The sequence below is a fragment of the Algoriphagus machipongonensis genome, from assembly GCF_000166275.1.
GTDB lineage: Bacteria > Bacteroidota > Bacteroidia > Cytophagales > Cyclobacteriaceae > Algoriphagus > Algoriphagus machipongonensis.
In genome coordinates, this window is the sequence record NZ_CM001023.1 from 3062809 (window position 1) to 3087224 (window position 24416).

Sequence of the window (24416 nt, forward strand, 5' to 3'; positions counted from 1 at the left end):
GTTTTTTATCTCTTTGATTTTTAGGATATTGAATTATATTAGTAGGTAACACAATTTTCACCAAATCGATTATGAAAGTTTCTATCAAAACAATCCTATTCTCGCTAGTTCTATTTTTTTCAGCTCAATTAGCCGAGGCCCAGTTTATTAATAAAATTAAGAAAGCTGCTAGTCGCGGTGCCGAAAAAGCAATAGAAAAAAAGGTAGAGAAAGAAGCCAATAAAATGGTTCAAAAGCAGTTGGAAAAGCAGCTGGAAGGCCTTTTTGGTGACGATGAAGATTCAAGTAATCCTGTTTCTATAGACATGAGTTCTATCATGAAAGGGTTAGGAGAAGAAGTGAATACCGCAGATCAATATGAATTTTTTGGCAATGTGATTCTGGAGATGACTTCCACCAACAAGAAAGGTAAAGAGATGGATCCTACCAGAATGAAGTCCTTCCTCGCAAAATCATCAGATTATACTGGAATTGAGATCGTGGACCCAAAAAAGCCTGAGTCGGTTATGACCATGATTTATGATATTCCCAATCAAGCTTCTGTATTGTTAATGGATAATGATGGTGAAAAGAACAGTTTTGCCTATAAACTAGATATTAATGAGGTAGCAGCTGAAGCGATGGAAAATGCTGCAGATCCGATGGAGGACGATGAGTTGCTAATTGAAAAAACAGGTAATACCAAAGACATTTTGGGATATGCATGTGAAGAATATCATGTAAAAAGCAAAGATGGAGAAGGTAAATATTGGGTTACCTCCGAACCTATTGGCGGTTATACTTCTTTTTGGGGTTCGAATAGTCCTTTTGTTTCAGGAAGAAATCAAAGTAGCTATGCAGAGTATTTCAAAGACTTTCCTCAAGGAAACTTTATGGAAATGACATTTACCTCTTCTGATGATGGGTCCACAGTAGAAATGAATGTTATTGAGATAAATGACTCAGAACCAGTCACCTTTTTGGTAAGTGATTATCCTAACGTAATGACTCAAGCAAAACAAAAATAAAGCAAGTCCGATTTTTTATTTTTTAGCGACTTAAAGCATATTATCTTCAAGGGAAAGAAGTGTTTTTTGTTATGTGGATATCTCTGATCGCGGCTGTTGCGAAAAACGGTGTTATTGGAAAAGGAAATGATTTGGTTTGGAAAATCCCAACTGACTTCAAACGGTTTAAAGCAATTACTTCCGGAAACTATATTTTGATGGGAAGGAAGACTTTTGAATCATTGGGTAAACCCTTACCAAATAGAACTCACCTAGTCATTAGTAGAAATAAAAATTATAAAGTGCCAGAAGGACATCACCTATTTGAAAATGTAGAAGATGCCTTTATTTATTGTAACAAATTAGGCATTGAAAAACTCTACGTGATTGGAGGGGGCGAAATTTATAAGCAAACCATTTCCATAGCGGACGAATTACTCATTACAGAAGTAGATGCTACGCCGGTTGGAGACACTTACTTTCCTGAAATCGACAAAAACACATGGAAAATCGTTAGCAAAGAGTCTTTTCCATCAGACGAGATAAACCAACACCCATTTTCCTTTATTAATTACGAAAGAATTAATCCCTAAATCATGAAGAAACCAGTCATTTGGATTACTGGAGCATCTTCAGGAATAGGAGCTGCAACAGCTAAAAAATTCTCAAAAGAAGGTTATGCTATAGTTCTTTCCTCTAGAAAAGAGAAGGAGCTAGAAAAGGTCAAAAGTGAATGTCAATATCCTGAAGATTGTGCCATTCTTCCTTTGGACTTAGCTGAAGCTGATTCCCTTCCTTCTAAAACTGAGCAAGCCATTCAGTTTTTTGGACATATTGACGTCATGTTTCATAACGGCGGCATAAGCCAACGTTCCTTAGCAATGGAGACTGAGATTGAGGTGGATCGGAAAATCATGGAAGTCAATTATTTTGGCACCATCATCCTTACCAAAGCACTTCTCTCCCACTTTAAAGAAAGGAAGTCTGGGCATTTTGCTGTGACCAGTTCATTAGTAGGAATAATAGGTTCTCCTTATCGTTCTTCCTATGCTGCTTCCAAACATGCTCTTCATGGCTATTTTGATTCCGTAAGAGCTGAGCACTTTGCGGATAACGTAGCTGTAACCATGATTTGTCCGGGTTTCATCAAAACCAATGTTTCTGTCAATGCAGTTACTGGGGATGGGAAACCCCTAAATCAAATGGATGATGCACAGGCTAATGGTATGAGTGCGGAAAAGTGTGCAGAGAAGATTTTCAAAGGAATAAAAGGGAGAAAAGAAGAAATTTATATAGGTGGAAAGGAAGTAATGGCCATTTACTTAAAAAGATTCGTTCCAGGAATCTTTTCAAAAATACTTCAAAAAGCCAAAGTTAGATAACACACATATACCTGTATGAGCCCAGTAAAAGCTGAAATCATTGCCATTGGAGATGAATTACTCTATGGCCAAATCATTGACACCAATAGCCATTGGATCAGTCAGGAATTAGATTTAAGAGGCGTTAGGGTTGTCAGGAGAACCACTGTAGGAGATAATAGAGAAGACATCTTAAAAGCCTTTGCAGAAGCTGAAAAACGTGCGGATCTGGTCTTGATCACCGGTGGTCTGGGTCCAACACAAGACGATTTGACCAAACCATTGATGGCAGAGTTCTTTGATTGCCCAATTGTAGAAAATCCAGAGGCTGTAGCAGCAGTTACCGAGTTTTTCAAGAAAAGAGGGCGAGAAATCACACCATTGAATATTCTACAAGGTCATCTTCCCGCATGTTGTATCTACGTTCCAAATGTGGTTGGAACAGCTCCAGGAATGTGGTTTGAAGAAAAGAATACTTATTGGATGTCTATGCCGGGAGTACCCCATGAGATGAAAAAGCTCATGAATGATTTTGTACTTCCTAAACTGCCTGAGATTTTCTCCCTACCCGTTATAGTTCACCAAGTGATAAAAACAGTAGGCATAGGTGAAAGTTGGCTTGCAGATCTAATTAGGGATTGGGAAAACGCATTACCAGATCATATCCGCTTGGCTTATTTACCTTCCTTGGGTCATGTCAAATTGAGACTCACTGGTTTTGGTTCCGATACAGAAAAATTGAACCAAGAGATTCAGGATCAGATCAATTTAGTCCTACCCCAAATTGATCAGTATGTCTATGGATATAATGAAGAAACCCTTGAAACTGCGATTGGCAAGCTTTTGAAGAAAAGTAATAAAACCCTAGCTTTGGCTGAAAGCTGTACCGGAGGATATATTTCACATCTTGTGACCAGTGTACCAGGTAGTAGTTCCTATTTCCAGGGGGCCGTCGTACCTTACCACAACCAGTTTAAACAAGAGGTAATAGAAGTAAAAAAAGAGACTCTGGAAAAGCATGGAGCTGTGAGTGAAGAAACGGTCATTGAAATGTCTCAAGGAGTTAAAAAGCTCTTTCAGTCAGATTTCGGACTGGCGAGCAGCGGGATCGCTGGTCCAGATGGAGGAACAGAAACAAAACCTGTTGGTACTATATGGATTGCATGCGCCGGTGATGGGTTTGTAGAAACTAAAAAACTACAACTCACTCAAGACAGGATGCTCAATATCCAATTGACAGCAGTAGCGGTGTTAAACTTATTTAGAATTTGTTTTTCAAAGAATTAGCAAATAAAGTTTTTTATTAAAGACTTGTATTGATAGTTATTAAAATTTAATTTTAAAAGCTGAAAATTAACCCAATATAATTATTTAGACAGTTATGGCAAGTGTAGAAATGCTAATGCCCAAAATGGGCGAAAGTATCATAGAAGGCACCATTCTGGGTTGGCTAAAAAAAGAAGGTGAAACTATAGAGCAGGATGAATCGGTATTAGAAGTAGCCACTGACAAAGTGGATACAGAAGTCCCGGCAACCCATCCTGGAGTATTGAAAAAAATTCTTGCCAAAGAGGGAGATGTTGTTGCTGTAGGAGCCCCTATTGCAATCATCGAAACAGAGAATGAGGTAGAAACACCAAATTCCCCTGTTGCTTCAGAATCCAAAGAAGAAAAAGAAGAATTAATCGCTGCAGCGCCAGCCAATACAGATACTTTAATTTCAACTGAAAAATCGTTTTCCAATGAATCAGTTGAGGATGACAGATTCTACTCACCTCTTGTCCAAAGCATAGCAAAAGAGGAAAATATATCTAAATCTGAGCTTTCGAAAATCCCTGGCACTGGCAAAGATGGAAGAGTCACCAAACAGGATATGCTGGCCTATTTAGATAAGAGAACCGGTAGCACTCAGAAAGAAGAAAGCCCTATCCCCTCTATTTCGGAACCGAAAGCGCAAGTCAGCATTTCGGCATCAGATGAAATCATAGAAATGGATAGAATGCGCAAAATGATTGCGCAAAGAATGGTCGACTCTAAAAAGACTTCAGCTCATGTAACCTCATTTGTAGAGGCTGATATGACAAACATTGTGCTTTGGAGAGAAAAGAATAAGCAGGCTTACCGAGAGAAATTTGGTGAGTCAATCACATATACTCCATTCTTTATTGAGGCCATTGCCAAAGCAATTCGTGATTTTCCGATGATTAACATTTCTATCGATGGAGATAAAATCATCAAGAAAAAAGACATCAATATTGGAATGGCGGTTGCCCTACCTAGTGGAAACCTTATTGTTCCTGTAATTAGGAAAGCTGACCAGTTAAACCTAGTTGGGATTTCTAAGCAGGTAAATGATTTGGCAAACCGCGCCAGAAACAACAAACTAAATGCAGATGATTTAAGCGGTGGTACTTACACCGTTTCCAATGTTGGATCCTTTGGTAATGTAATGGGGACCCCAATCATCATGCAACCACAAGTCGCAATTATGGCGGTAGGAGCGATTGTAAAGAAACCAGCTGTAGTAGAAACTCCTACAGGTGATGTGATCGCAGTTCGACATAAAATGTTCTTATCACACTCCTATGACCACAGGGTGGTAGATGGATCCTTGGGAGGAATGTTTGTGAAAAGAGTAGCCGATTATCTTGAGGAATTTGACTTAAAAACTTCCCTATAAAAATTAAAACCGGAATTTAAATTCCGGTTTTTTTTATGTCTGTTGCTTTTGCTTTTTCTTATAAATCAACTCCAACATTTGCGCTAAAGATACAAGTCGAATGGGCTTGGTCAAATAATCATCCATCCCAGAATCCAAGGCTTTCTTTTGATCCTCATCAAAGACATTTGCTGATAAACCCACAATAAATAACTTTTCCATACCAGGAGTTTCTCGGATTTTCTTGGTTGCTTCCAAGCCATTCATCACGGGCATTTGCACATCCATCAATATCAAATCAAAGTCCCCTTTTATTGCCATTTCTAAGGCATTGAGGCCATTTCTAGCAATTTCAAAATCATACTCCAATTGCTCTAACATAAGTTTCATCAATTGAAGATTCAGGTCATTATCCTCAGCAAGTAAAATTTTAAGAGGATAATCCTTCCCTAATCCAAACCAGTTGAGTCTCTCATCGGAACTTTTCTGTACTTTTTCTTCTTGGGCTTTCAAGTCCTTTTTAAGCAATACAGAAAATGAAAATTCTGATCCTTCCCCTACAGTGCTGTTAATATTCAATTCTCCACCCATGAGTTCGACAATTTTCTTTGCAATTGCCAACCCAAGTCCTGTTCCCTGATAACTTCTTGTACTCGAGCTTTCCACCTGAAAGAAGGGGTCTGTCAGGGAAGGAATGTGTTTCTCGGGAATCCCAATTCCACTGTCTTTCACTTGAATTTTTAAATAATGCAGTTCATTTTCAATCTGCTCCGCATCCATAGAAACGGTAACTTGACCATTTTGAGGAGTGAATTTCAAAGCATTCCCCACTAGGTTCAAAATCACCTGATTAATTCTATCAAAATCTGTCTCAAAAAGGCCATAGGCAGCTTTTCCAATATCCGTTTTCAGGGTGATAGATTTTTCTTGGGCCAAGCCATAGAAAATTTGAATTTGCTTTTCGAGCTCTTCTGCCGGATTTCCTAAGGTTGGATTCAAGTCCATCTTTCCAGCCTCAATTTTAGAGTAGTCCAGAATATCTTTGATGATACTTAAAAGAGAACTTCCGGAATTTTTTATTATTTCCAGGTATTGGCTTTGTTCTTCATCTAAATTAGTATGATCTAAGAGGTCTATGATACCCAACAAACCATTCATTGGAGTTCGGATTTCGTGACTCATATTCGCCAAAAATTCAGACTTCGCTCTGCTGGCTTCATCTGCAGCCTTCATTGCCTCAATCAACCCTTTCTCCCACACTTTTTGATTCGTCACATCCTTCGCAAGTGACATCATCCTATTTTCATCCAGAGGGAAATATCTGATCTCGAAATATTTTGCACCTGAAGGAAGATTTAATCGTCTATCTACGGTTTGAATTTCCCCATATTTTCTAGCTAACTGAAATGCATGGATCGTTTCGTCCCTCTGATCCGGAGGAAGTAAAACAGATATATTTTTTCCTAAACTACTCTTATCCCAACCAGGGATTTGCTCCTTCACATGCGAATCAATAACATTTCCATCATTGTCGTAAATAAAAATAACATCGGGAATATTTTCCATTACCACTCTCAAGCGGTTCTCACTCTGGATCAATTTTTGGCTTGATTCAAATTGGGAGGTGATATCAGTACAAATACCCAGGCCTCCATTAAATTTCCCATTTTTATGAAAAATTAATTTCTCAAATACTTTGACCCTGATTTCTTTTCCGTCAGGTCTGACAAAATCATATTCAAACTCAATATGAGACTTGGAAGAACCTAATACCTCATAAACCTTTTCTCTGATTTTTACTACATCTGCTTGTTGACTATCAGGTGCAAAGGCATCTAAAAAAATGCTTTTAGGTATGCCCAAAATCTCTTCTACCTCATCACTTACTCTGGTTATCTTTCCAGCACTATTATGAAAATAAACAAAGCCTTTCAACTCCTTCAATAGGATATTTTGCTGATCAAACAATTCAGAGATTTCTTTCGAATTGTTTTCTAAAACCTTTTGGGAGGCAAGATTATTCCTCAGGGAAACAATAAAAAAGACAATGGTCCCAAGAAGGAGTAAAATCAAGACAAAAAACAGCAATATGTAGGTGTTATAGATCCCTGATGTAACCTCTTCGGTCTCTATAAAAAACAGTAGGGAAGCATTAACCAAAATATCTCCAAAGTCAAAAGGGTATTGTACTAAAACCCCTTCCATTCCTCCTTGTTGGGATTGCCAACTTAACTCGTAAGTTCCTTTCAACCCATAATTGATATCACTTTGGATTTTTTGTAAATCTTGTTCAGTAAAACTTATGTTTTCCCGTTTTCCATCTGGATTAAGATTAGTTAACTCACCGTCAATGAATAGAAATTTTCCTCCATTTGCATTCAAGTAGTAATCGGCTACAAATTCACTAGTGAATGCTTCTAAGTTTAGTCGAAAAATTATTTGAAAACCATTTTGGCTCTCGAGGCTTAGAGTTCTAAAATTATTTTTCCTACTTTTTATTTCCCCTTCGTAGGGTTTTCGGATAAAATCATTTCGATCTGTCATGGTAAAATAAACAGCCGAGTCCGGAAATTGAACCCATAGAGTATCGATCAATCTAGGGTAGTTATTGACCACCTTACGAGTTGCTGTAGTTAAATCCTGCCTATAGTCTTCTACATCAAGATCTTCGTCAATCAAAAAGTATAATATCCCATTGGCATCATCCTCAAATTTATTCATCTCACCTTCCAATGTCCTGGCTGCAAGTTCGGTTTGCTTACTCAAAAAAACCTTTCTGGAAGCGAGCTGAGCATCCGAAATCGCGAAATAAAAGCTTATTCCCAAAGCTATTACAAGTAAAACCAGAAATATCCCTAGTGCTGTAGTCAATAAAAAACTTAACTTATTTGTTGACTTATTGCTCATCAAGAGATGGGTTAATTTCTATTAGGTACCAATCAGTAAAACTAAAACTTGCAGCAATAGCAGCGGTAAGATTATTTTCATTTCTAAACACAAACTTTTCTTCTCTTTTCATTAAAAATGCCTGAGCCATTTCTCTCACCTGTAAACTTTTACTTCTAAAAAGATTGTAATCTGAAATTCTAAAATTATCGGTTTTAATGGTTTCCCGGTATATATGATTTTTTAGTGGAGGGAGACTCAGTGCTTCAATAGACGAAGAATTTCCTGACACAATATCGCCTTTCCCATTGATTATCAAAAAATTACCATTCTCATTCTCCAAAAATCTTCTCAAAATCTCATCCACTGTTACATCGATACCCAAAACTGCAAAAAGCTTATCCCCATCATATACAGGCATGATCAAAGAAAGAATCCATCCCTTACCAGCTGGATCTACATACACTTCAGGAATCCATACTACACCTTTCGAAGGGTTATTTTCTTCATCTGCTTTATAATAAAAATTATAATTATGTAAGTCGATATCTGAATTCATCAGATTTTGAGCATCATAAGGAGGATAAACCCTTGAGACTTGCATAGCCGAATTTGTGTAAACCTGGGCGATTATACTATGCCTCTTACAAACAGTTCTGAATGCTGAATCCAGCCCATTTGTAAAATAAATTTCCTCAAGAGATTTCTCTGGATCTGGTGATTTTGTAGATAAAATCAACTTGCTCAATAGGCTATTTTCCTCGGGAATATTATTAGAGAAGGATCCAACGATCTGGTATTTATCTTTGTCGGCAGTTAATAAAAGTGAGTCCCTATTTTCCAGAATAGTCTGGTAATACGATTCTAGCAATTTTATCTCCTCGGTTAAAACTGCAAACTCCCCTTCCATATCCACTATAAGCTCTTTTAAGTGCTTATTATCGGGGAGGTCCTCTTCACTTAATTCATTTTTACACGAAAAAAAAAGACTGCTGACAGATAAAAAAATGAATACACGTTTTATCATGAGGAAATGAGGAATAAGTGGGAATTTATAAAATTTCCATTTGCCCACGAAGGCTTTTACCCATTTCTTGAAACCTCAATTTCACTTTTTCAAAAAACTCGCCGTCCCAAAAACTTTCCAAGTCACTCTCTTCCAAAATATCGAGTTCACTGATTTTGAAAGTTTGTTCCATCGGTCCTAGTTCGTATTTCAATATGTATTTGTTATTCCAGGAGAAAACCGAAACTCTGATTTCCTCCTGGATAAACTCTTTTACAACTCTCATTCAGGTTTTTTGACAAGGTAAGAATAAGTGATTTTTGGATTTAGTGAAGAAGCCACAGAACAGTATTTATCTACGGACAAGGCTACAACTTTGCCAAACTCGACTTCATTAGCGTCTGGAGACACCAATGTAAATGACAGGTGAATATCAGTATAAAAAGCTGGCACCCCATCATTTCTAATACCTTCCACATCTACTGTAAAAGAATCCACAGTTTTCCTCTTTTTCTTCATCATCAAAACTGCATCCACAGCCGCACAACTTCCTAGAGCGGATAGCAATAAATCCATAGGAGACTGGGCAGATTTTTCAGGCGCATCGTACATGTCGATTTGCACCACATTTCCTTGTGGGTTGACTGCTTCATACTCATAGTCCGCTTTCATGCGAACAGTCACATTTCTCTTTGACATATTCTATAAATTTAAGTAGTGAAGTAAATTCACTTTTTACATATTCCTTCTGTATTGTCCTCCAACCTCATACAATGCATGTGTAATCTCACCTAATGAGCAATGCTTACTTGCTTCCATCAATTCAGAGAAAATATTACCATTTTCCACTGCTATTTTTTTAAGGTTTTGAAGGTGAGTTGAAACAAGCTCTGGATCAAATTGGTTTAAATTTTTCAAGGTTTGAATTTGGGACTCTTTCTCTTCTTCAGTAGCTCGGATCACTTCTCCTGGAGTTACTGTAGGCGACCCCTCAGAGGACAGGAAAGTGTTTACTCCTATAATCGGATATTCACCCGTATGCTTCAACATTTCGTAATGCATGCTTTCCTCCTGAATCTTCCCTCTCTGGTACATGGTCTCCATGGCTCCTAAGACTCCTCCTCTCTCTGTGATCCTATCAAATTCCAGATAAATTGCCTCCTCTACTAAATCTGTTAGCTCTTCTATGATAAATGCTCCTTGCAAAGGATTTTCATTTTTAGATAGCCCCAACTCCTTATTAATAATTAATTGTATCGCCATTGCTCTTCTTACCGAAGCTTCTGTAGGAGTGGTAATCGCTTCATCATAGGCATTGGTATGCAAGGAATTACAATTATCATAAATCGCATATAATGCTTGCAAGGTGGTACGAATATCATTGAAATCGATCTCCTGTGCATGAAGTGAACGTCCAGAGGTTTGAATATGATACTTCAGCATCTGAGACCTTTCATTGGCGCCATATTTCAACTTCATTGCTTTTGCCCAGATTCTTCTAGCTACCCTACCGATGACGGCATATTCTGGGTCAATTCCATTGGAGAAAAAGAAACTAAGGTTGGGAGCAAATTTATTGATATCCATCCCTCGGCTCACATAATACTCTACATAGGTAAAACCGTTTGATAAAGTCAATGCCAATTGCGTAATCGGGTTTGCCCCGGCTTCGGCGATATGATATCCTGAGATGGAAACAGAATAGAAATTCCTAATTCCATGATCAATAAAGTAATCTTGCACATCTCCCATAAGTCGCAAAGAAAACTCCGTGGAAAAGATACAAGTGTTTTGAGCTTGATCCTCTTTTAAAATATCAGCCTGTACTGTCCCTCTAACTCTGGAAACAGTCTCTGCTTTTATCTTTTCGTATACCTCTTTTGGTAAAACCTGATCACCAGAAACTCCAAGAAGCATCAATCCTAACCCATCATTTCCAGCTGGAATTTTACCGTTATAAACTGGTCTTGGAATGCCTTTACCTTTAAAAATACGCTCAATTTTAGCGTCAACTTCTTTTTCAAGGCCTTGCTCTTTGATATAAACCTCACATTGTTGGTCAATCGCTGCATTCATAAAAAATGCAGTCATGGTAGCCGCTGGGCCATTAATCGTCATGGATACCGAAGTCAAAGGATCCACAAGGTTAAATCCAGAATACAGTTTTTTGGCATCGTCAAGACAACAAACATTCACTCCTGAATTACCGATTTTTCCATAAATATCAGGTCTGTAATCAGGATCTTCACCATACAAAGTAACAGAGTCAAATGCTGTAGAAAGTCGCTTTGCTGGCATATCCTGAGACACATAATGAAAACGCTTGTTAGTGCGCTCAGGACTTCCTTCTCCAGCAAACATCCGGGTAGGATCCTCTCCTTCCCTTTTGAATGGAAAAACACCAGCTGTATAAGGGAATTTACCGGGAACATTTTCTCGAAGTCCCCATTTCAACAAATCTCCCCATGCTTCATATTTAGGTAAAGCTATTTTTGGGATTTTGGTTTCGGACAAAGAGTTATGATAAGTTTTTACTTTGATCTCCTTGTCCCTGACTTTAAAAACATAAAAATCCTCGCTATATCTAGCTACTTCTTCAGGCCATTCCTCAATCCATTTTTTATTCTTTGGATCAAGTTCCAACTCCACTTGTTCGTAAACTCCCGCCAATTCCTTCAACAGCCTATCCTGATCGTTGACTTCTAAGCTTTGAACTGCTTCCATGGACTTTTTAATGCTGTAAAGCTTCTGAGCAATGTCTTTTTGCTCTTCAACCCAAACATCATAGTTCCTATTGGTTTCAGCAATCTCAGACAGATACCGCGTTCTGGAAGGTGGGATGATATATATTTTTTCAGAAGTACCTCCTGTGAGTTCAAAGCTACTCTTCCACTCTTCATGAGTTTCACCAACTTTAGATATTAAAGCCCTGTAGAGATGGTTCATCCCTGGGTCATTAAACTGTGAGGCAATGGTACCATATACCGGAATCTCCTCATCAGGAGTCTCCCACAAAAGGTGATTTCTCTTAAACTGCTTTTTGACATCCCTTAAAGCATCTTGAGCCCCGCGCTTATCAAATTTGTTTAAAGCGATCACATCAGCAAAATCAAGCATGTCGATTTTCTCCAATTGGGATGCTGCACCATATTCTGGCGTCATGACATAAAGAGATAAATCCGAGTGTTCAATAATTTCAGTGTCAGATTGACCAATTCCGGAAGTCTCCAAAATAACCATATCAAACCCTGCTGCTTTCACTGTATCAACTGCATCTTGAACGTATTTTGAAAGGGCAAGATTGGATTGCCGAGTAGCCAATGATCGCATAAATACTCTTGGATGATGAATGGAATTCATTCGAATCCTATCCCCCAACAAGGCACCTCCTGTTTTCCTTTTTGACGGGTCTACAGAAATAATTGCTAAAGACTTATCTTCGAAATCAATTAAAAACCTACGGACAAGCTCATCAACCAATGAGGATTTACCAGCTCCTCCTGTTCCTGTAATTCCAAGAACTGGAATCGTGGATTTTTTACTTTTTTCTCTGACTTCATTCAATAAATCCGTTGACTGATCAGGATAATTTTCAAATGCAGAAATAGCTCTAGCAATAAATCCTTTATTCTCTTTATTTAAAGTGAAGCCTTCTTGAAACTCATCTCCAATAGAATAATCTGCCTGACTTACTAAGTCATTGATCATTCCCTGCAAGCCCATAGAGCGACCATCATCAGGTGAATAGATTCTACTAATACCATAATCATGAAGTTCTTTAATCTCCTCAGTCAAAATGGTACCTCCACCACCTCCAAAAATTTTGATATGACCTGCTCCCTTTTCATGAAGCAAATCATACATGTATTTAAAAAACTCCACATGCCCACCTTGGTAAGAAGTAATGGCAATTGCCTGAACATCTTCTTGAATCGCACAATCAACAATCTCCTGAACCGATCTATTATGTCCCAAATGAATCACCTCACATCCAGTAGATTGAATAATTCTACGCATGATATTGATAGCAGCATCGTGCCCATCAAAAAGTGAGGCGGCTGTAACAATTCTAATATGATTTTTGGGTTTATAAGTCTCCTTTATTTGGGTCATATGAAAGGTTTGTTTTTTTGCGTTGGCTTCAATTATTCCAGAATTACAGGAATAAAATGTTCAATTTTTCCTAACTGCGAATATACGGAAAATCACCTGAGAAGACCTTGGATTAAGCTCATCTAAACAAAATATTCTTTGGTCGCAATTGATCACTTACAGAAGACCAGATGATTTTAATCAGGAAATTTTGCGATCTTAAAGGATACTTTTGTAGCAATCTAAATCAAAATATTTTTATGCCGATTTCCTATACTTCAGCAGAAAATGCAGTTTCCCTGATCAAAAGTCATCAACGGGTTTTTATTCATGGAAGTGCTGCTACTCCAACCCGGCTGCTTCATGCTTTGGCAGCAAAAAAAGATGAACTAAGAAATGTAGAACTAGTCGCAATTACCACTTTGGGAGAAATGCCACTCGTTCAGCCAGATTGCAAAGAATCTTTCTACATGAATTCACTTTTTGTTTCTGAGAATGTCAGAAAAGCGGTCAATTCAGATCATGGAGGCTATGTCCCGATTTTTTTAAGTGAAATCGGCCATTTATTCAGAAATAAAATCCTAGATATAGATGTGGCATTGATCCATGTTTCCGAACCTGACGCACATGGTTTCTGCACGCTCGGCACCTCTGTGGACGTAGCAAAACCTGCGATAGAAACGGCTAGAATTATCATTGCCCAAGTCAATAAAAGAATGCCGAGAACGCATGGCGATGGTCATATTCACATTTCTAAATTTTCAGCCGCCATCCAGGTGGACGATCCTTTGCCAGAAATTGATTACTCAAAAAAAATCACAGATCTTGAAATACAGATTGGTCATCATATCTCATCTATCATCGAAGATAGATCGACTTTGCAGATGGGAATCGGAGCAATTCCAGATGCTGTTCTGAGCTCATTGAAGCATCACAAAGATTTGGGAGTACATACAGAAATGTTTTCTAATGGAATTCTTGATTTAATGAAGTCTGGTGCTGTAACCAATGCTTACAAGAAAAAACATCCGGGTAAAATTGTCTCTTCTTTTGCTGCAGGTACGAGAGAACTTTACGATGCAGTTCACGACAATCCAGAATTTTCATTTCATGAAGCTGCCTATGTGAATGACACTGCCGTCATTCGAAAAAACCCAAAAGTCATCTCAATTAACAGTTGTGTGGAAATGGACCTTACCGGTCAAGTCTGTGCCGATTCTATAGGAAGCTATCACTATTCCGGTGTAGGCGGACAAATGGATTTTATGAGAGGAGCGGCTTTGTCCGTAGGAGGTAAACCCATCATGGCATTGCCTTCCCAAACAAAAAAAGGAGCTTCTAAAATTGTCCCATTTTTAAAAGAAGGTGCTGGTGTTGTGACTACAAGAGCACATATGCAATACGTGGTGACAGAAAATGGAATTGCAAACCTATATGGTAAAAACCTAAGACAAAGAGCCTACGAACTCATGAGAATTGCTCATCCAGATCATCAGGAAGAATTGGAAAAAGCGATTGTAGATAGATTTGGCAGCTATATCTATCCATTTCGATAAAAATCACTTATTGACTGAGATTCAGTTTTTATTTAATTGGCTTCTCTATAGATTAGGGTTTCAATGACCCGAAATACTATGTCTTCAAAAAATTACGCATTCTTTGTGTCTATCACAGCTGCCCTTGGTGGCTTTCTTTTTGGCTTTGACACAGCCGTTATTTCTGGTGCAGAAAGAGCTATCCAGGAGGTTTGGGAACTGTCAGACTGGATGCATGGACTTGCCATTGCCTCTGCCTTATATGGAACAGTAATAGGGGCTCTCTTTGGCGGTATTCCGGCAGACAAATTCGGAAGGAAGAAAAGCCTCTTATGGATTGGTTTATTTTACTTGATTTCTGCTCTGGGATCTGGATTAGCTTGGGATGTAACCTCCTTCACTTTATTTAGATTTTTAGGCGGATTAGGAGTTGGAGCTTCTTCTGTAGTAGCTCCGATGTACATTTCAGAAATTGCTCCAGCCAAAAACAGAGGTCTATTAGTTGCCCTTTACCAATTCAATATTGTATTCGGAATTGTAATTGCCTATATATCCAATTACTTGATTGGCACAGCAGGACTCCTGGAAGACTGGAGATGGATGCTTGCTGCAGAGGGTGTTCCTGCATTGATATATAGCGCCATGATTTTCAGAATTCCCGAAAGTCCAAGATGGCTAATCGGAAAATTTAATGATCAAGTCCAAGCTAGGGAGATTCTTACCCGAACAGACCCTGACGGAGTAGATGAAGCAATAAAATTAGCCATAGAGGAGGAGCAAAAAATAAAACAGAAAGGTAGTTTTTCTGCTTTGTTTAAAAAGCGATTTATGCCGACAACCACCATGGCAATCTTGATTGCCTTTTTCAATCAGGTATCGGGTATTAATGCCATTATTTATTTCGCTCCCCGAGTTTTTGAAATGGCCGGAATATCCACTGAATCGGCCTTGATATCCACCATTGGAATCGGGATCGTCAATTTATTAGCAACCTTCCTGGGACTGTATTTAATAGATAAAATTGGCAGAAAAAAATTGATGTTTATTGGCTCCTTGGGCTACATCGTCTTTTTATCATTAATGGCTTATAATTTCCTAGGCCCGGGAATTTCATCAACTTGGCTTCCTATTTTCGTATTTGGATTTATTACCTCTCATGCAGTGGGACAGGGTTCAGTAATCTGGGTATTTATCTCAGAAATGTTCCCTAACGACCTGCGCGCTTATGGGCAATCAGTAGGTTCATTTACCCACTGGATTTTGGCTGCCATTATTGCCAACGTCTTTCCTTTCTTCGCTAATCAATTTGGCCCGGGTTATATCTTTACATTCTTTGCTTTTATGATGGTTTGTCAGTTGCTATGGGTTATTTTTAAAATGCCAGAGACTAAAGGCAGATCTTTAGAAGAAATACATCAAAACATTCATTAATCTATGAAAAAGAAAGTGGTCATTTTTGGAGAAATGCTTTGGGATTGCTTACCAAGTGGGCCAGTTCCTGGTGGTGCCCCAATGAATGTCGCGTTAAATTTGCATCAGTTGGGCTTAGATTCTCATTTAATTTCGGCTGTGGGAAATGACCTCGATGGGGAAAAATTATTGAGCTTTCTCAAAGAGTTTGAGCTTCCCCTTAGCCTAATCCAAGTTAATGAAGAGCATGAAACCTCTAAAGTACTCGTAGATGACTCAGATCCTGAGAACATGAAATACGATATCGTCTCTCCAGTTGCCTGGGATTACATCCAGTGGAAAGAGGGAATGGAATTAGAAGTCCAGGATACGGATGCTTTTGTTTTTGGCACTTTGGGAGTTAGAAACCCAGAAAGCCTGATGACTTTACTTAAACTATTGCATAAAGATTCTATCCGACTCTTTGATGCTAATTTAAGACCACCTTATTACGACTTTGAAATCATTGAAACACTTTTGGGCTTTACCGATATTTTGAAATTGAATGAAGATGAAGTAGAAATCTTTGCAGATTACTTCAATGTAAAGCCTGATATGATTTCGATTTGCAAGTATTTAGACCAGCATTTTCCTATGGACCTGATCTGCATCACAAAAGGGGCTAAAGGTGCGATGATCTATAAAAAAGGTCAAATCATTGAACACCCAGGCTATTCCGTTAAAGTGCAGGATACGATTGGTGCCGGAGATGCTTTTTTAAGTGGATTTATTAAAATGTATTTGGAAGGAAAGGATTTGGAGGATTCACTTGACTTTGCATGCAAGCTGGGAGCTTTTCTTGCAACCCAAAAAGGAGGAACTCCTAAATACAATATTCAGGATATTGAAAAAATATAATTGAGATTGTTTCAAAAATGCTAATTGTGACATTACAGCCCTATCTGGCGGTAGGCAGGAGATCAAAATCTAGTTTTCTTGGACACATCAGTTCTTCACTCCTTATACTCATCGTGATCGCTCAGACCGATAAATGGTAGTCATTTGAGATAGCCCTTGACTTCAAAAACCTTTTCGGATCTTATCAGCGATTTCAGCCAATTCCTCAGAAGACAATTTCAATTTTGGTCTCGTAAAATTGATATCATCCATGGTTCTTAAAGGAACCAAATGAACATGGACGTGCGGAACTTCAAGCCCAATCACAGCCACTCCTACTCGAGTACACTTAATGGTTTTATCGATAGCTTTAGCAACCTTCTGCGCAAACACATGAAGTCCAGAAAGCACTTCTGGTTTCAGGTCAAAAATGTAATCTACCTCTTCTTTCGGAACCACAAGAACATGCCCCTTGACTAAAGGCATGATATCCAAAAAGGCAATATAATTTTCATCCTCAGCTATAATTTGAGCGGGAATTTCTCGGTTGATAATTTTGGTGAAAATTGAAGCCATTTTTCTTTAAATAAATAATCCCGGGAATACCGGGATTAGGAGTTAATAACTAATTTCTAAAATTTCAAATTGCAGTGCTCCTGCAGGTGCATTGATTTCAGCAACCTCTCCGACTTTCTTACCTACAAGTCCTTTTCCGAATGGAGAACCTAAGGAAATCTTTCCAGCTTTTAAGTCAGCTTCTTCTTCAGAAACCAATGTATAACTAACAGTCATGCCATTCTTGACATTCTTGATTTTTACAGTACTTAGAATACCTACTTTTGAAGTATCCATTTGGGAATTGTCAAATACACGGGCATTTCCAACCACCGCTTCAAGCTTCGCAATTTTTAATTCCAAATGACCCTGAGCATCTTTTGCAGCATCGTATTCTGCATTCTCACTCAAGTCACCTTTATCTCTTGCTTCAGCAATCTGCTTGGCGATATCAGACCGCCCCTTGGTTTTTAATTCCTGAAGCTCATCTTTCAATCTCTTCAGGCCTTCTTCTGTATAATATTGTACTTTTCCCATATTTTTTTCTCAATTAGAAAGGCACCAAAAACAAAGTAACGGTCGCTTTCCGGGACCGTTACTTTACCAGATGTCTTTATTTGATGCTCAAAGATAATAAACCCTTTGATACAAAACAATTGCTTTAAAGGCTCAAAAACGCCAATTTCTGTTTTTCAAGCCCTATTTAAATGCTCTATTTATTTTCTTAACTAGTACCTGATTAATCTTTTCATAGGACTCAAAAGTCCAACCCGCAACATGTGGACTAAGGATAACGTTTTCTCTCCTTGAAAGTTTTTCAAATTCTGCTTTTTGCTCATCTGTGTACTTCTGAAATTTTTCATTTTCCAATACATCCAATACAGCACCTCTTAAAATCCCAGCGTCCAAAGCCTGATTTAAAGCCTTAAAACTGATCACTTCTCCCCTTGCTGTATTGATTAACCAAATGGGTTTAGCAAAACTTTTCAACTCATCTAAAGTCAAAAAATCCCGGGTTTCATCAGTCAAAGGAACATGCACACTCAGAACATCAACTTTTTCTTTCAGTTTGGTCCAACTTACTTCTTTTACTCGCTTATTTCCGAAATCAACCTTGTACTTATCATAAGCATAAATCTTCACTCCAAAACCTTGAAGTCTTTTTGCAAAAGACTTACCCATGTTTCCATAACCCAAAATACCTACAGATTTATCTTTCAACTCGAAACCCCTATTTCCTTCTCTGTCCCACACTCCTGTTCTTACTTCCTGATCAGCTTTAATTACGTGATTAAACAAGGATAAAAGCATTCCCAAAGAATGCTCTGCTACCGCATCACGGTTCCCTTTAGCTGCATGAAATAATTTGATGCCTCTAGCAACCAAAAAGTCTAGATCTATCTGATCCAATCCAGCCCCAGCCCTTGCGATAAACTTAAGCTTGACTGCTTTCTCCAGAAGTTCTTTATCCATGGGAGTTTTGGACCTGATAATTAACCCTTCATACTCAGCAACCTGATCTAAAATCTGTTTTCTCGTAATTTTTGGAGCATAGTTTACTTGATGCCCTTTTCTTTCAAGCAAGGGCACAATGCTTTCATGCATTTTATCGATTATCAGAATATTCATCAATGAATTTTAAATGTGTAATAATGAAATAGCCACCAAGAAATAAACAGCTAGGCCGAGTAAATCATTTGCAGTGGTGATAAATGGACCCGAGGCTAAAGCTGGGTTGATTCCTATTTTATCCAAAATGATCGGCGTAATAGTCCCCATAAAAGATGAGAGAAGAACAACGGAAAAGAGTGCGATAGAAACTACTAGTCCAAAGGACACTTCATTTTTATAAAACAGCACCACTACCGCAAAAACAAATACCGCCAAAATCAACCCATTGATAACGGCTACAGACAGTACTTTGATAAACCTTTTTATGATGGAATCATCAAATGCAGATTTAGTTGCTAATGATTGTACTACCAAAGAAGAAGATTGAATCCCTACATTTCCACCTGTGGCAGTAATTAAGGGAATAAAGAATGCCAATGCAGTTACTTTATTCAATCCCTCTTCAAAAAAACCAATAAAACCTGCTCCAAGCAAACCTCCTATGATCCCAATCAAGAGCCATGGCAACCTTGCTTTCGTCAGTTTGATCACACTATCATATTCATCCACCGTATCCGAAATACCTGTCATAGCTTGAATATCTTCCTCTGCCTCTTCTCGAATTACATCCAAAATATCATCGACAGTAATTCTACCTACTAGCTTATTCTTAACATTCACAACAGGTACGGCTTCCAGGTCATATCTTCGCATTATTTCTGCCACTTCCTCCTGATCCATATGGGTAGGAACGGCCATCACCTCGTCTTCATAGATATCTTCTATTTTAGTGTTTTCAGAAGCCAGGACTATTCTTTTCAAAGAAACCCTCCCCATTAATTGTTGCTTGTTATCTACCACATAAATAGAAAAGATCTTGTCAACATTTTCTGCCTGACGTCTAATCTCATTGATCGTCTGAACGACATTCCAGTTTTTATTGGCTTTGATATATTCCTTCGCCATGATACCACCAGCGGTATCTTCTTCATAGCGAAGTAATTCTAATATTTGCTCTGATTTTTGGCGGTCCGTAAAATAGCCTATGACCTCTTCTCGCTCTCTGAGTGGAAGTAAATTAAGCATATCGGCACCATCATCGGAGTCCATACACTCGATTAGACTTGCTATCTCTGGAACCTCCAATTCTCTAAATACTCGAGTAGCCGTATCCTCATCCAGCTCAATTAGAATATCAGAGGAAAACTGATTTTCTAACAGTCGCAAGACATAGATAGACTCAGACATGGAAAGCTCGTCAAGAATGGCAGCAACGTCAGCAACATTGGCACTCTCTAAGGACTCTTTAATAAAGTCATTATTCTCCTCTTCAATCCCCTGTCTGAGGCTTTCCAGATATTCCTTCGAAAGTTCAAATTGCTTAATGATTTCCACGAGAGATTTCTATTTGTTGAGCTATAAAAACAAAATCAGCGACATCCAATTGCTCGGCTCGCTTATCCATCAAAGGGTGCTCCTTCAGTTGTTCTGGGAGCTGAAAGGACTTAAGAGAGTTTCTTAAAGTCTTTCTGCGGTTACCAAACCCACCTTTGACTACCTGGAAAAACAATTTTTCATTACAGTCCAGGCTTTTGACTTCATTCCTAACTAAACGAATGACGCCAGAGTTCACTTTGGGTGGAGGGTCAAAAACCTCAGGGGGCACAGAAAACAAATATTCTATATCATAAAAGGCTTGTAAAAGCACAGAAAGTATTCCGTAATCCTTATTCCCTTTAGGAGAAGCAATCCTTTTAGCTACTTCCTTTTGAAGCATACAAACAACCTCAGTAACCTTATCTCTTTCTTCTAAAACTTTAAAAAAAATTTGACTTGAAATATTATATGGGAAATTTCCAGCAATGGCATATGGCTCAGAAATATCATTACTCAGATTATATTTCAAATAATCTCCTTCAATAATACGGTCTTTAAGACTTGGATATTTCTTATTCAGGTAGGCAATTGACTCTTTATCAATGTCAATCAGATAAAGTTCCAAAGGGTTTTTAAGTAAATAATCTGTCAGCACACCCATACCAGGGCCGATCTCCAATACTTTCTTTACTCCACCATGCCCTTTGACCGCCAGAGCTATCCGCTCCGCAATACTTAAATCGGTCAAAAAGTGTTGGCCAAGATGTTTTTTGGCTCTTACTTTTTCCATCGGTTAGCTCTGATAAATTTTTATAAATTGCAGCCATAAAAATACGAGAATATTCTAAAAGGAAACAGTTACACTCCTTGCTGAAATTCACGGAATCAATTACAATGGCCAAAACCATATGAATAACAGAAAAAAGAAGCCCATCATTGGGATCAGTATCGGAGACATCAACGGAGTAGGCATTGAGGTGTTGCTCAAAGCTTTATCTGACAACAGAAGTTTCAAATCCTTTACTCCTTTGATTTACGGACATGGGAAAGCCGTTTCTTTTTATAAAAAGACACTGAACGCAGATAATTTTAATTTTGTGCAAATAAGGTCATTGGATGAAGTTCAGCATAAGCGCGTCAATGTCATCAATGTCATGGAAGACTGTCCGGATGTTATCCCAGGGGTAGAAACTCAAGAAGCCGGTAAAATGGCTTTGGAAGCTCTAGCTCAATCTGTTGAGGATCTGAAAGCGGGCAATATTCAAGCTTTAGTCACAGCTCCAGTCAATAAAAACAATATCAATACGGAGGAACTTCCGTTTATAGGACATACCGAATACATTACGCAAGCCGTCAATGCCAAAGACAGTTTAATGTTAATGGTTTCTGATCAGTTGAGAGTTGGATTGGTTACAGGACACATTCCTTTGGCAAAAGTATCCGAGACAGTTACCAAAGAAAGAATAATCCGTAAAGCAAATCTATTATTGGCAAGTCTTGAAAAAGACTTTGGCATTAATAAACCAAAAATCGCTATTCTGGGATTAAACCCTCATGCTGGTGAAGATGGCTTATTGGGTAAAGAAGAAGAAGATATTATAAAGCCGGCTATCAAGGAACTGAAAGATCAAAACAAAATGGTTTTCGGACCTTATCCTTCCGATGGCTTTTTTGGTATGATGCATCAGACTAAATTTGACGGAATACTTGCCATGTATCATGATCAGGGATTAATTCCTTTTAAATCCATCGCTTTCAGCTCCGGAGTTAATTTCACAGCGGGTTTACCGATTATTAGGACATCTCCTGACCATGGAACAGCGTATAATATTGCTGGAAAAAATCTTGCTGATGAGGGCTCTATCCGTGCTGCGATCTTCCTGGCATCGGACATTATTGCTCAGCATGAGCCTGATGAAGAGTAGTTTTGTAAAAAACTTGGTAGGAAAACCGCAATTCACCAAATAATATTTTACAAACTATTTTATCCTATTTAAATAATTCCCTAAATTTGCGGTCTTAAATCGAGAGGAGGAATCGTGAAATTCTGGAAAACCTTTGATATAGAGGTAATTAAGTTCGTTGAAGGAAAACACGAAATTGACTTCGAAATAAGTGATTCGTTTTTTCAACATTTTGAAGACAATCATTTAGTCGAAAAAGGCAACATGACCATAAGGGTCATGATGAAAAAAGGCGCCAATTTGATAGAATTGGATTTCCACATAAAAGGTATTGTTACACTCACCTGCGACAGAAGTCTTGAAGAGTACGATCAACCTTTGGAATTCCATGAGAGCATGCTCTACAAATATGGTTCTGAAGAAAAAGAAATCAATGAAGACGTGATCATGATCACAAGGGATACACCCTCGATCAATGTAGCGCAATTGATATATGAGTTTATTTTACTCAACCTACCTTCAAAAAAAATTCATCCTGATTACCGTAATGAATTGGATGAGGAAGATTATGAAGGGGAAGGAAGTCTTGTTTATATAGATGATCAAGATTTCGAGGATGAAGAGTTAGATGAAGACTCAGTAGAAAGTACTGACATTGATCCCAGATGGGCATCATTGAAAAATTTAAAAAACAAGGAATAATCATAAACCACACATAAAATGGCACATCCAAAACGAAAAATTTCGAAAACCAGAAGAGATAAAAGAAGAACTCACTATAAATTGGAAGCTCCAGGTTTGGCAAAATGCCCTACCACGGGTGAAATGCACCTACCACACAGAGCATTCTGGTTAGACGGTAAATTGTACTACAAAGGACAAGTTATCATCGAGAAAGAAGTTCTTGCTTAAGCAAAAATATTTGATTCTAAAGAAATCCATTCTTAATAAAGAATGGATTTTTTGTTTTATAGGAATTCAATTCCCTGTCTTTCAGTATATTGAATTCTAATGCATGGATTTATTTTGGTGGTCAGGGACAATTGTAATATTTTTGGCCCTACCCAATGAAATTTTACCTACCATTCAACCCATTTTAAGAAGTTAAAATATTTGGGGCTTCTTACTATAACCAAAAAATAATGGACAAAATCAGAGCTATGGTAACAGGCGTTCAGGGATACGTTCCTGAGTACCGATTGACCAATAAAGAACTTGAAACTCTGGTAGATACCAACGACGAGTGGATTTACACAAGAACAGGAATCAAAGAAAGAAGAATCCTTAAAGGAGAAAACCAAGGGACTTCTGTTATGGGCGTGGAAGCTATCAATGGCTTATTGGCCAAAACTGGCACTGACCCTATGGACGTTGATTTAATTATTTGTGCTACGGTAACTCCGGACATGCCCTTCCCTGCAACTGCTAACATCATAGCGGATAAGGTGGGTGCAAAAAACAGCTTTAGTTTCGATATCTCTGCCGCATGTTCAGGCTTTCTTTATGCCCTTCAGATAGGAAGCCAGTTTATTCAGACTGGTCAGCATAAAAAAGTAATTATAGTAGGAGCTGATAAAATGTCTTCTATCGTCAATTATGAGGATAGAACCACCTGTATTCTTTTTGGAGATGGTGCTGGAGCAGTGATGCTTGAGCCTACAACCGAGGAATTTGGGATCATGGATGCTTTATTACATTCTGACGGATCAGGAGCTCCCTACCTAAATATGAAAGCTGGAGGAAGTATGAAACCAGCCACTCACGAAACGGTAGATGCTAGAGAGCATTTCGCTGCACAAGAGGGATCCACTGTGTTTAAGTTTGCTGTAACCAATATGGCAGAAGTCAGTGCGGAGGTAATGGAAAGAAACAAGTTGACCAGTGAAGATGTTGCTTGGTTAGTTCCTCATCAAGCAAACAAGCGAATCATAAGCGCTACAGCAAGCAGAATGGGAATAGGTCATGATAAGGTCATGATGAACATCGAAAAGTACGGTAACACCACAGCTGCTACCTTGCCTTTATGTCTTTGGGACTATGAAAAGCAATTGAAAAAAGGTGATAATTTAATCCTTGCCGCTTTTGGAGGAGGATTTACTTGGGGTTCGATCTACCTGAAGTGGGGATATGATCCAAAATAATTAGATTTATAATAAAA

At 38.3% G+C, this 24416-nt stretch carries 22 protein-coding genes; 12 read left to right on the forward strand and 10 right to left on the reverse strand.

Going from position 1 to position 24416, the window contains the following annotated elements; all coding sequences use genetic code 11:
* The first annotated feature begins 71 nt into the window (after positions 1 to 71).
* From ALPR1_RS12795 to ALPR1_RS12815, 5 genes are all read left to right on the forward strand, one after another.
* The gene (locus ALPR1_RS12795) at positions 72 to 1007 is read left to right on the forward strand and encodes a DUF4412 domain-containing protein (RefSeq protein WP_008201242.1); all 936 of its coding nucleotides are present in this window, start codon (positions 72 to 74) and stop codon (positions 1005 to 1007) included.
* Between the two features lie 71 nt (positions 1008 to 1078).
* Complete coding sequence (locus ALPR1_RS12800; RefSeq protein ID WP_008201244.1) at positions 1079 to 1579, forward strand: dihydrofolate reductase; 501 nt, start codon at positions 1079 to 1081, stop codon at positions 1577 to 1579.
* Positions 1580 to 1582: 3 nt separating this feature from the next.
* Positions 1583 to 2368: an SDR family oxidoreductase gene (locus ALPR1_RS12805; RefSeq protein ID WP_008201246.1), complete on the forward strand. Its 786-nt coding sequence runs from the start codon at positions 1583 to 1585 to the stop codon at positions 2366 to 2368.
* Positions 2369 to 2383: 15 nt separating this feature from the next.
* Positions 2384 to 3634: a competence/damage-inducible protein A gene (locus ALPR1_RS12810; RefSeq protein ID WP_008201248.1), complete on the forward strand. Its 1251-nt coding sequence runs from the start codon at positions 2384 to 2386 to the stop codon at positions 3632 to 3634.
* Positions 3635 to 3728: 94 nt separating this feature from the next.
* Complete coding sequence (locus ALPR1_RS12815) at positions 3729 to 5027, forward strand: dihydrolipoamide acetyltransferase family protein (protein WP_008201250.1); 1299 nt, start codon at positions 3729 to 3731, stop codon at positions 5025 to 5027.
* Between the two features lie 33 nt (positions 5028 to 5060).
* Here the strand turns inward: ALPR1_RS12815 and ALPR1_RS12820 are convergent, their stop codons facing one another.
* From ALPR1_RS12820 to ALPR1_RS12840, 5 genes are read right to left on the reverse strand one after another with little or no spacing between them, the layout of a single operon-like run.
* A complete protein-coding gene (locus tag ALPR1_RS12820; protein ID WP_040302812.1) occupies positions 5061 to 7913 on the reverse strand; it encodes a PAS domain-containing sensor histidine kinase in 2853 nt (950 codons plus the stop codon).
* Positions 7903 to 8919, reverse strand: coding sequence for a PDC sensor domain-containing protein (locus ALPR1_RS12825; protein WP_008201255.1), 1017 nt, complete (start codon positions 8917 to 8919; stop codon positions 7903 to 7905). Before ALPR1_RS12825 ends, ALPR1_RS12820 begins: the two co-directional genes overlap by 11 nt.
* 25 nt (positions 8920 to 8944) lie before the next feature.
* The gene (locus tag ALPR1_RS12830; protein ID WP_008201256.1) at positions 8945 to 9184 is read right to left on the reverse strand and encodes a hypothetical protein; all 240 of its coding nucleotides are present in this window, start codon (positions 9182 to 9184) and stop codon (positions 8945 to 8947) included.
* The gene (locus ALPR1_RS12835; RefSeq protein ID WP_008201257.1) at positions 9181 to 9597 is read right to left on the reverse strand and encodes an OsmC family protein; all 417 of its coding nucleotides are present in this window, start codon (positions 9595 to 9597) and stop codon (positions 9181 to 9183) included. Before ALPR1_RS12835 ends, ALPR1_RS12830 begins: the two co-directional genes overlap by 4 nt.
* 36 nt (positions 9598 to 9633) lie before the next feature.
* Entirely contained in the window at positions 9634 to 13011 is a 3378-nt protein-coding gene (locus ALPR1_RS12840; RefSeq protein WP_008201258.1) for a methylmalonyl-CoA mutase family protein, read from the reverse strand.
* Between the two features lie 239 nt (positions 13012 to 13250).
* Between ALPR1_RS12840 and ALPR1_RS12845 the strand changes: the two genes are divergently transcribed.
* From ALPR1_RS12845 to ALPR1_RS12855, 3 genes are all read left to right on the forward strand, one after another.
* A complete protein-coding gene (locus ALPR1_RS12845; RefSeq protein ID WP_008201259.1) occupies positions 13251 to 14546 on the forward strand; it encodes an acetyl-CoA hydrolase/transferase family protein in 1296 nt (431 codons plus the stop codon).
* Between the two features lie 63 nt (positions 14547 to 14609).
* The gene (locus ALPR1_RS12850; protein ID WP_083796165.1) at positions 14610 to 15956 is read left to right on the forward strand and encodes a sugar porter family MFS transporter; all 1347 of its coding nucleotides are present in this window, start codon (positions 14610 to 14612) and stop codon (positions 15954 to 15956) included.
* A gap of 3 nt (positions 15957 to 15959) precedes the next feature.
* The gene (locus ALPR1_RS12855) at positions 15960 to 16832 is read left to right on the forward strand and encodes a carbohydrate kinase family protein (RefSeq protein ID WP_008201261.1); all 873 of its coding nucleotides are present in this window, start codon (positions 15960 to 15962) and stop codon (positions 16830 to 16832) included.
* Positions 16833 to 16994: 162 nt separating this feature from the next.
* On the opposite strand, the gene ALPR1_RS12860 is transcribed toward ALPR1_RS12855, so the two are convergent.
* The 5 genes from ALPR1_RS12860 to rsmA form a co-directional block, all read right to left on the reverse strand.
* Positions 16995 to 17387 carry an HIT family protein gene (locus tag ALPR1_RS12860; RefSeq protein ID WP_008201262.1) on the reverse strand — a complete coding sequence of 131 codons (393 nt, stop codon included), beginning with the start codon at positions 17385 to 17387 and terminating at the stop codon, positions 16995 to 16997.
* Positions 17388 to 17429: 42 nt separating this feature from the next.
* Positions 17430 to 17903, reverse strand: a complete 474-nt coding sequence (greA, locus tag ALPR1_RS12865; protein WP_008201263.1) for a transcription elongation factor GreA — start codon at positions 17901 to 17903, stop codon at positions 17430 to 17432.
* 162 nt (positions 17904 to 18065) lie between these two features.
* Positions 18066 to 18995 carry a 2-hydroxyacid dehydrogenase gene (locus ALPR1_RS12870; RefSeq protein ID WP_008201264.1) on the reverse strand — a complete coding sequence of 310 codons (930 nt, stop codon included), beginning with the start codon at positions 18993 to 18995 and terminating at the stop codon, positions 18066 to 18068.
* A gap of 9 nt (positions 18996 to 19004) precedes the next feature.
* The gene (gene mgtE / locus ALPR1_RS12875; protein WP_008201266.1) at positions 19005 to 20372 is read right to left on the reverse strand and encodes a magnesium transporter; all 1368 of its coding nucleotides are present in this window, start codon (positions 20370 to 20372) and stop codon (positions 19005 to 19007) included.
* Positions 20359 to 21144, reverse strand: coding sequence for a 16S rRNA (adenine(1518)-N(6)/adenine(1519)-N(6))-dimethyltransferase RsmA (gene rsmA, locus ALPR1_RS12880; protein ID WP_008201268.1), 786 nt, complete (start codon positions 21142 to 21144; stop codon positions 20359 to 20361). The genes mgtE and rsmA overlap by 14 nt, the downstream gene beginning before the upstream one ends.
* 118 nt (positions 21145 to 21262) lie before the next feature.
* Between rsmA and pdxA the strand changes: the two genes are divergently transcribed.
* The 4 genes from pdxA to ALPR1_RS12900 all read left to right on the forward strand — a co-directional run bounded on the left by pdxA (position 21263) and on the right by ALPR1_RS12900 (position 24399).
* Positions 21263 to 22279 carry a 4-hydroxythreonine-4-phosphate dehydrogenase PdxA gene (pdxA, locus tag ALPR1_RS12885; protein ID WP_008201270.1) on the forward strand — a complete coding sequence of 339 codons (1017 nt, stop codon included), beginning with the start codon at positions 21263 to 21265 and terminating at the stop codon, positions 22277 to 22279.
* A gap of 114 nt (positions 22280 to 22393) precedes the next feature.
* The gene (locus ALPR1_RS12890) at positions 22394 to 22960 is read left to right on the forward strand and encodes a YceD family protein (RefSeq protein ID WP_008201272.1); all 567 of its coding nucleotides are present in this window, start codon (positions 22394 to 22396) and stop codon (positions 22958 to 22960) included.
* Positions 22961 to 22978: 18 nt separating this feature from the next.
* A complete protein-coding gene (rpmF, locus tag ALPR1_RS12895; RefSeq protein ID WP_008201274.1) occupies positions 22979 to 23170 on the forward strand; it encodes a 50S ribosomal protein L32 in 192 nt (63 codons plus the stop codon).
* 230 nt (positions 23171 to 23400) lie between these two features.
* A complete protein-coding gene (locus ALPR1_RS12900; protein WP_008201276.1) occupies positions 23401 to 24399 on the forward strand; it encodes a beta-ketoacyl-ACP synthase III in 999 nt (332 codons plus the stop codon).
* Positions 24400 to 24416 lie beyond the last annotated feature (17 nt).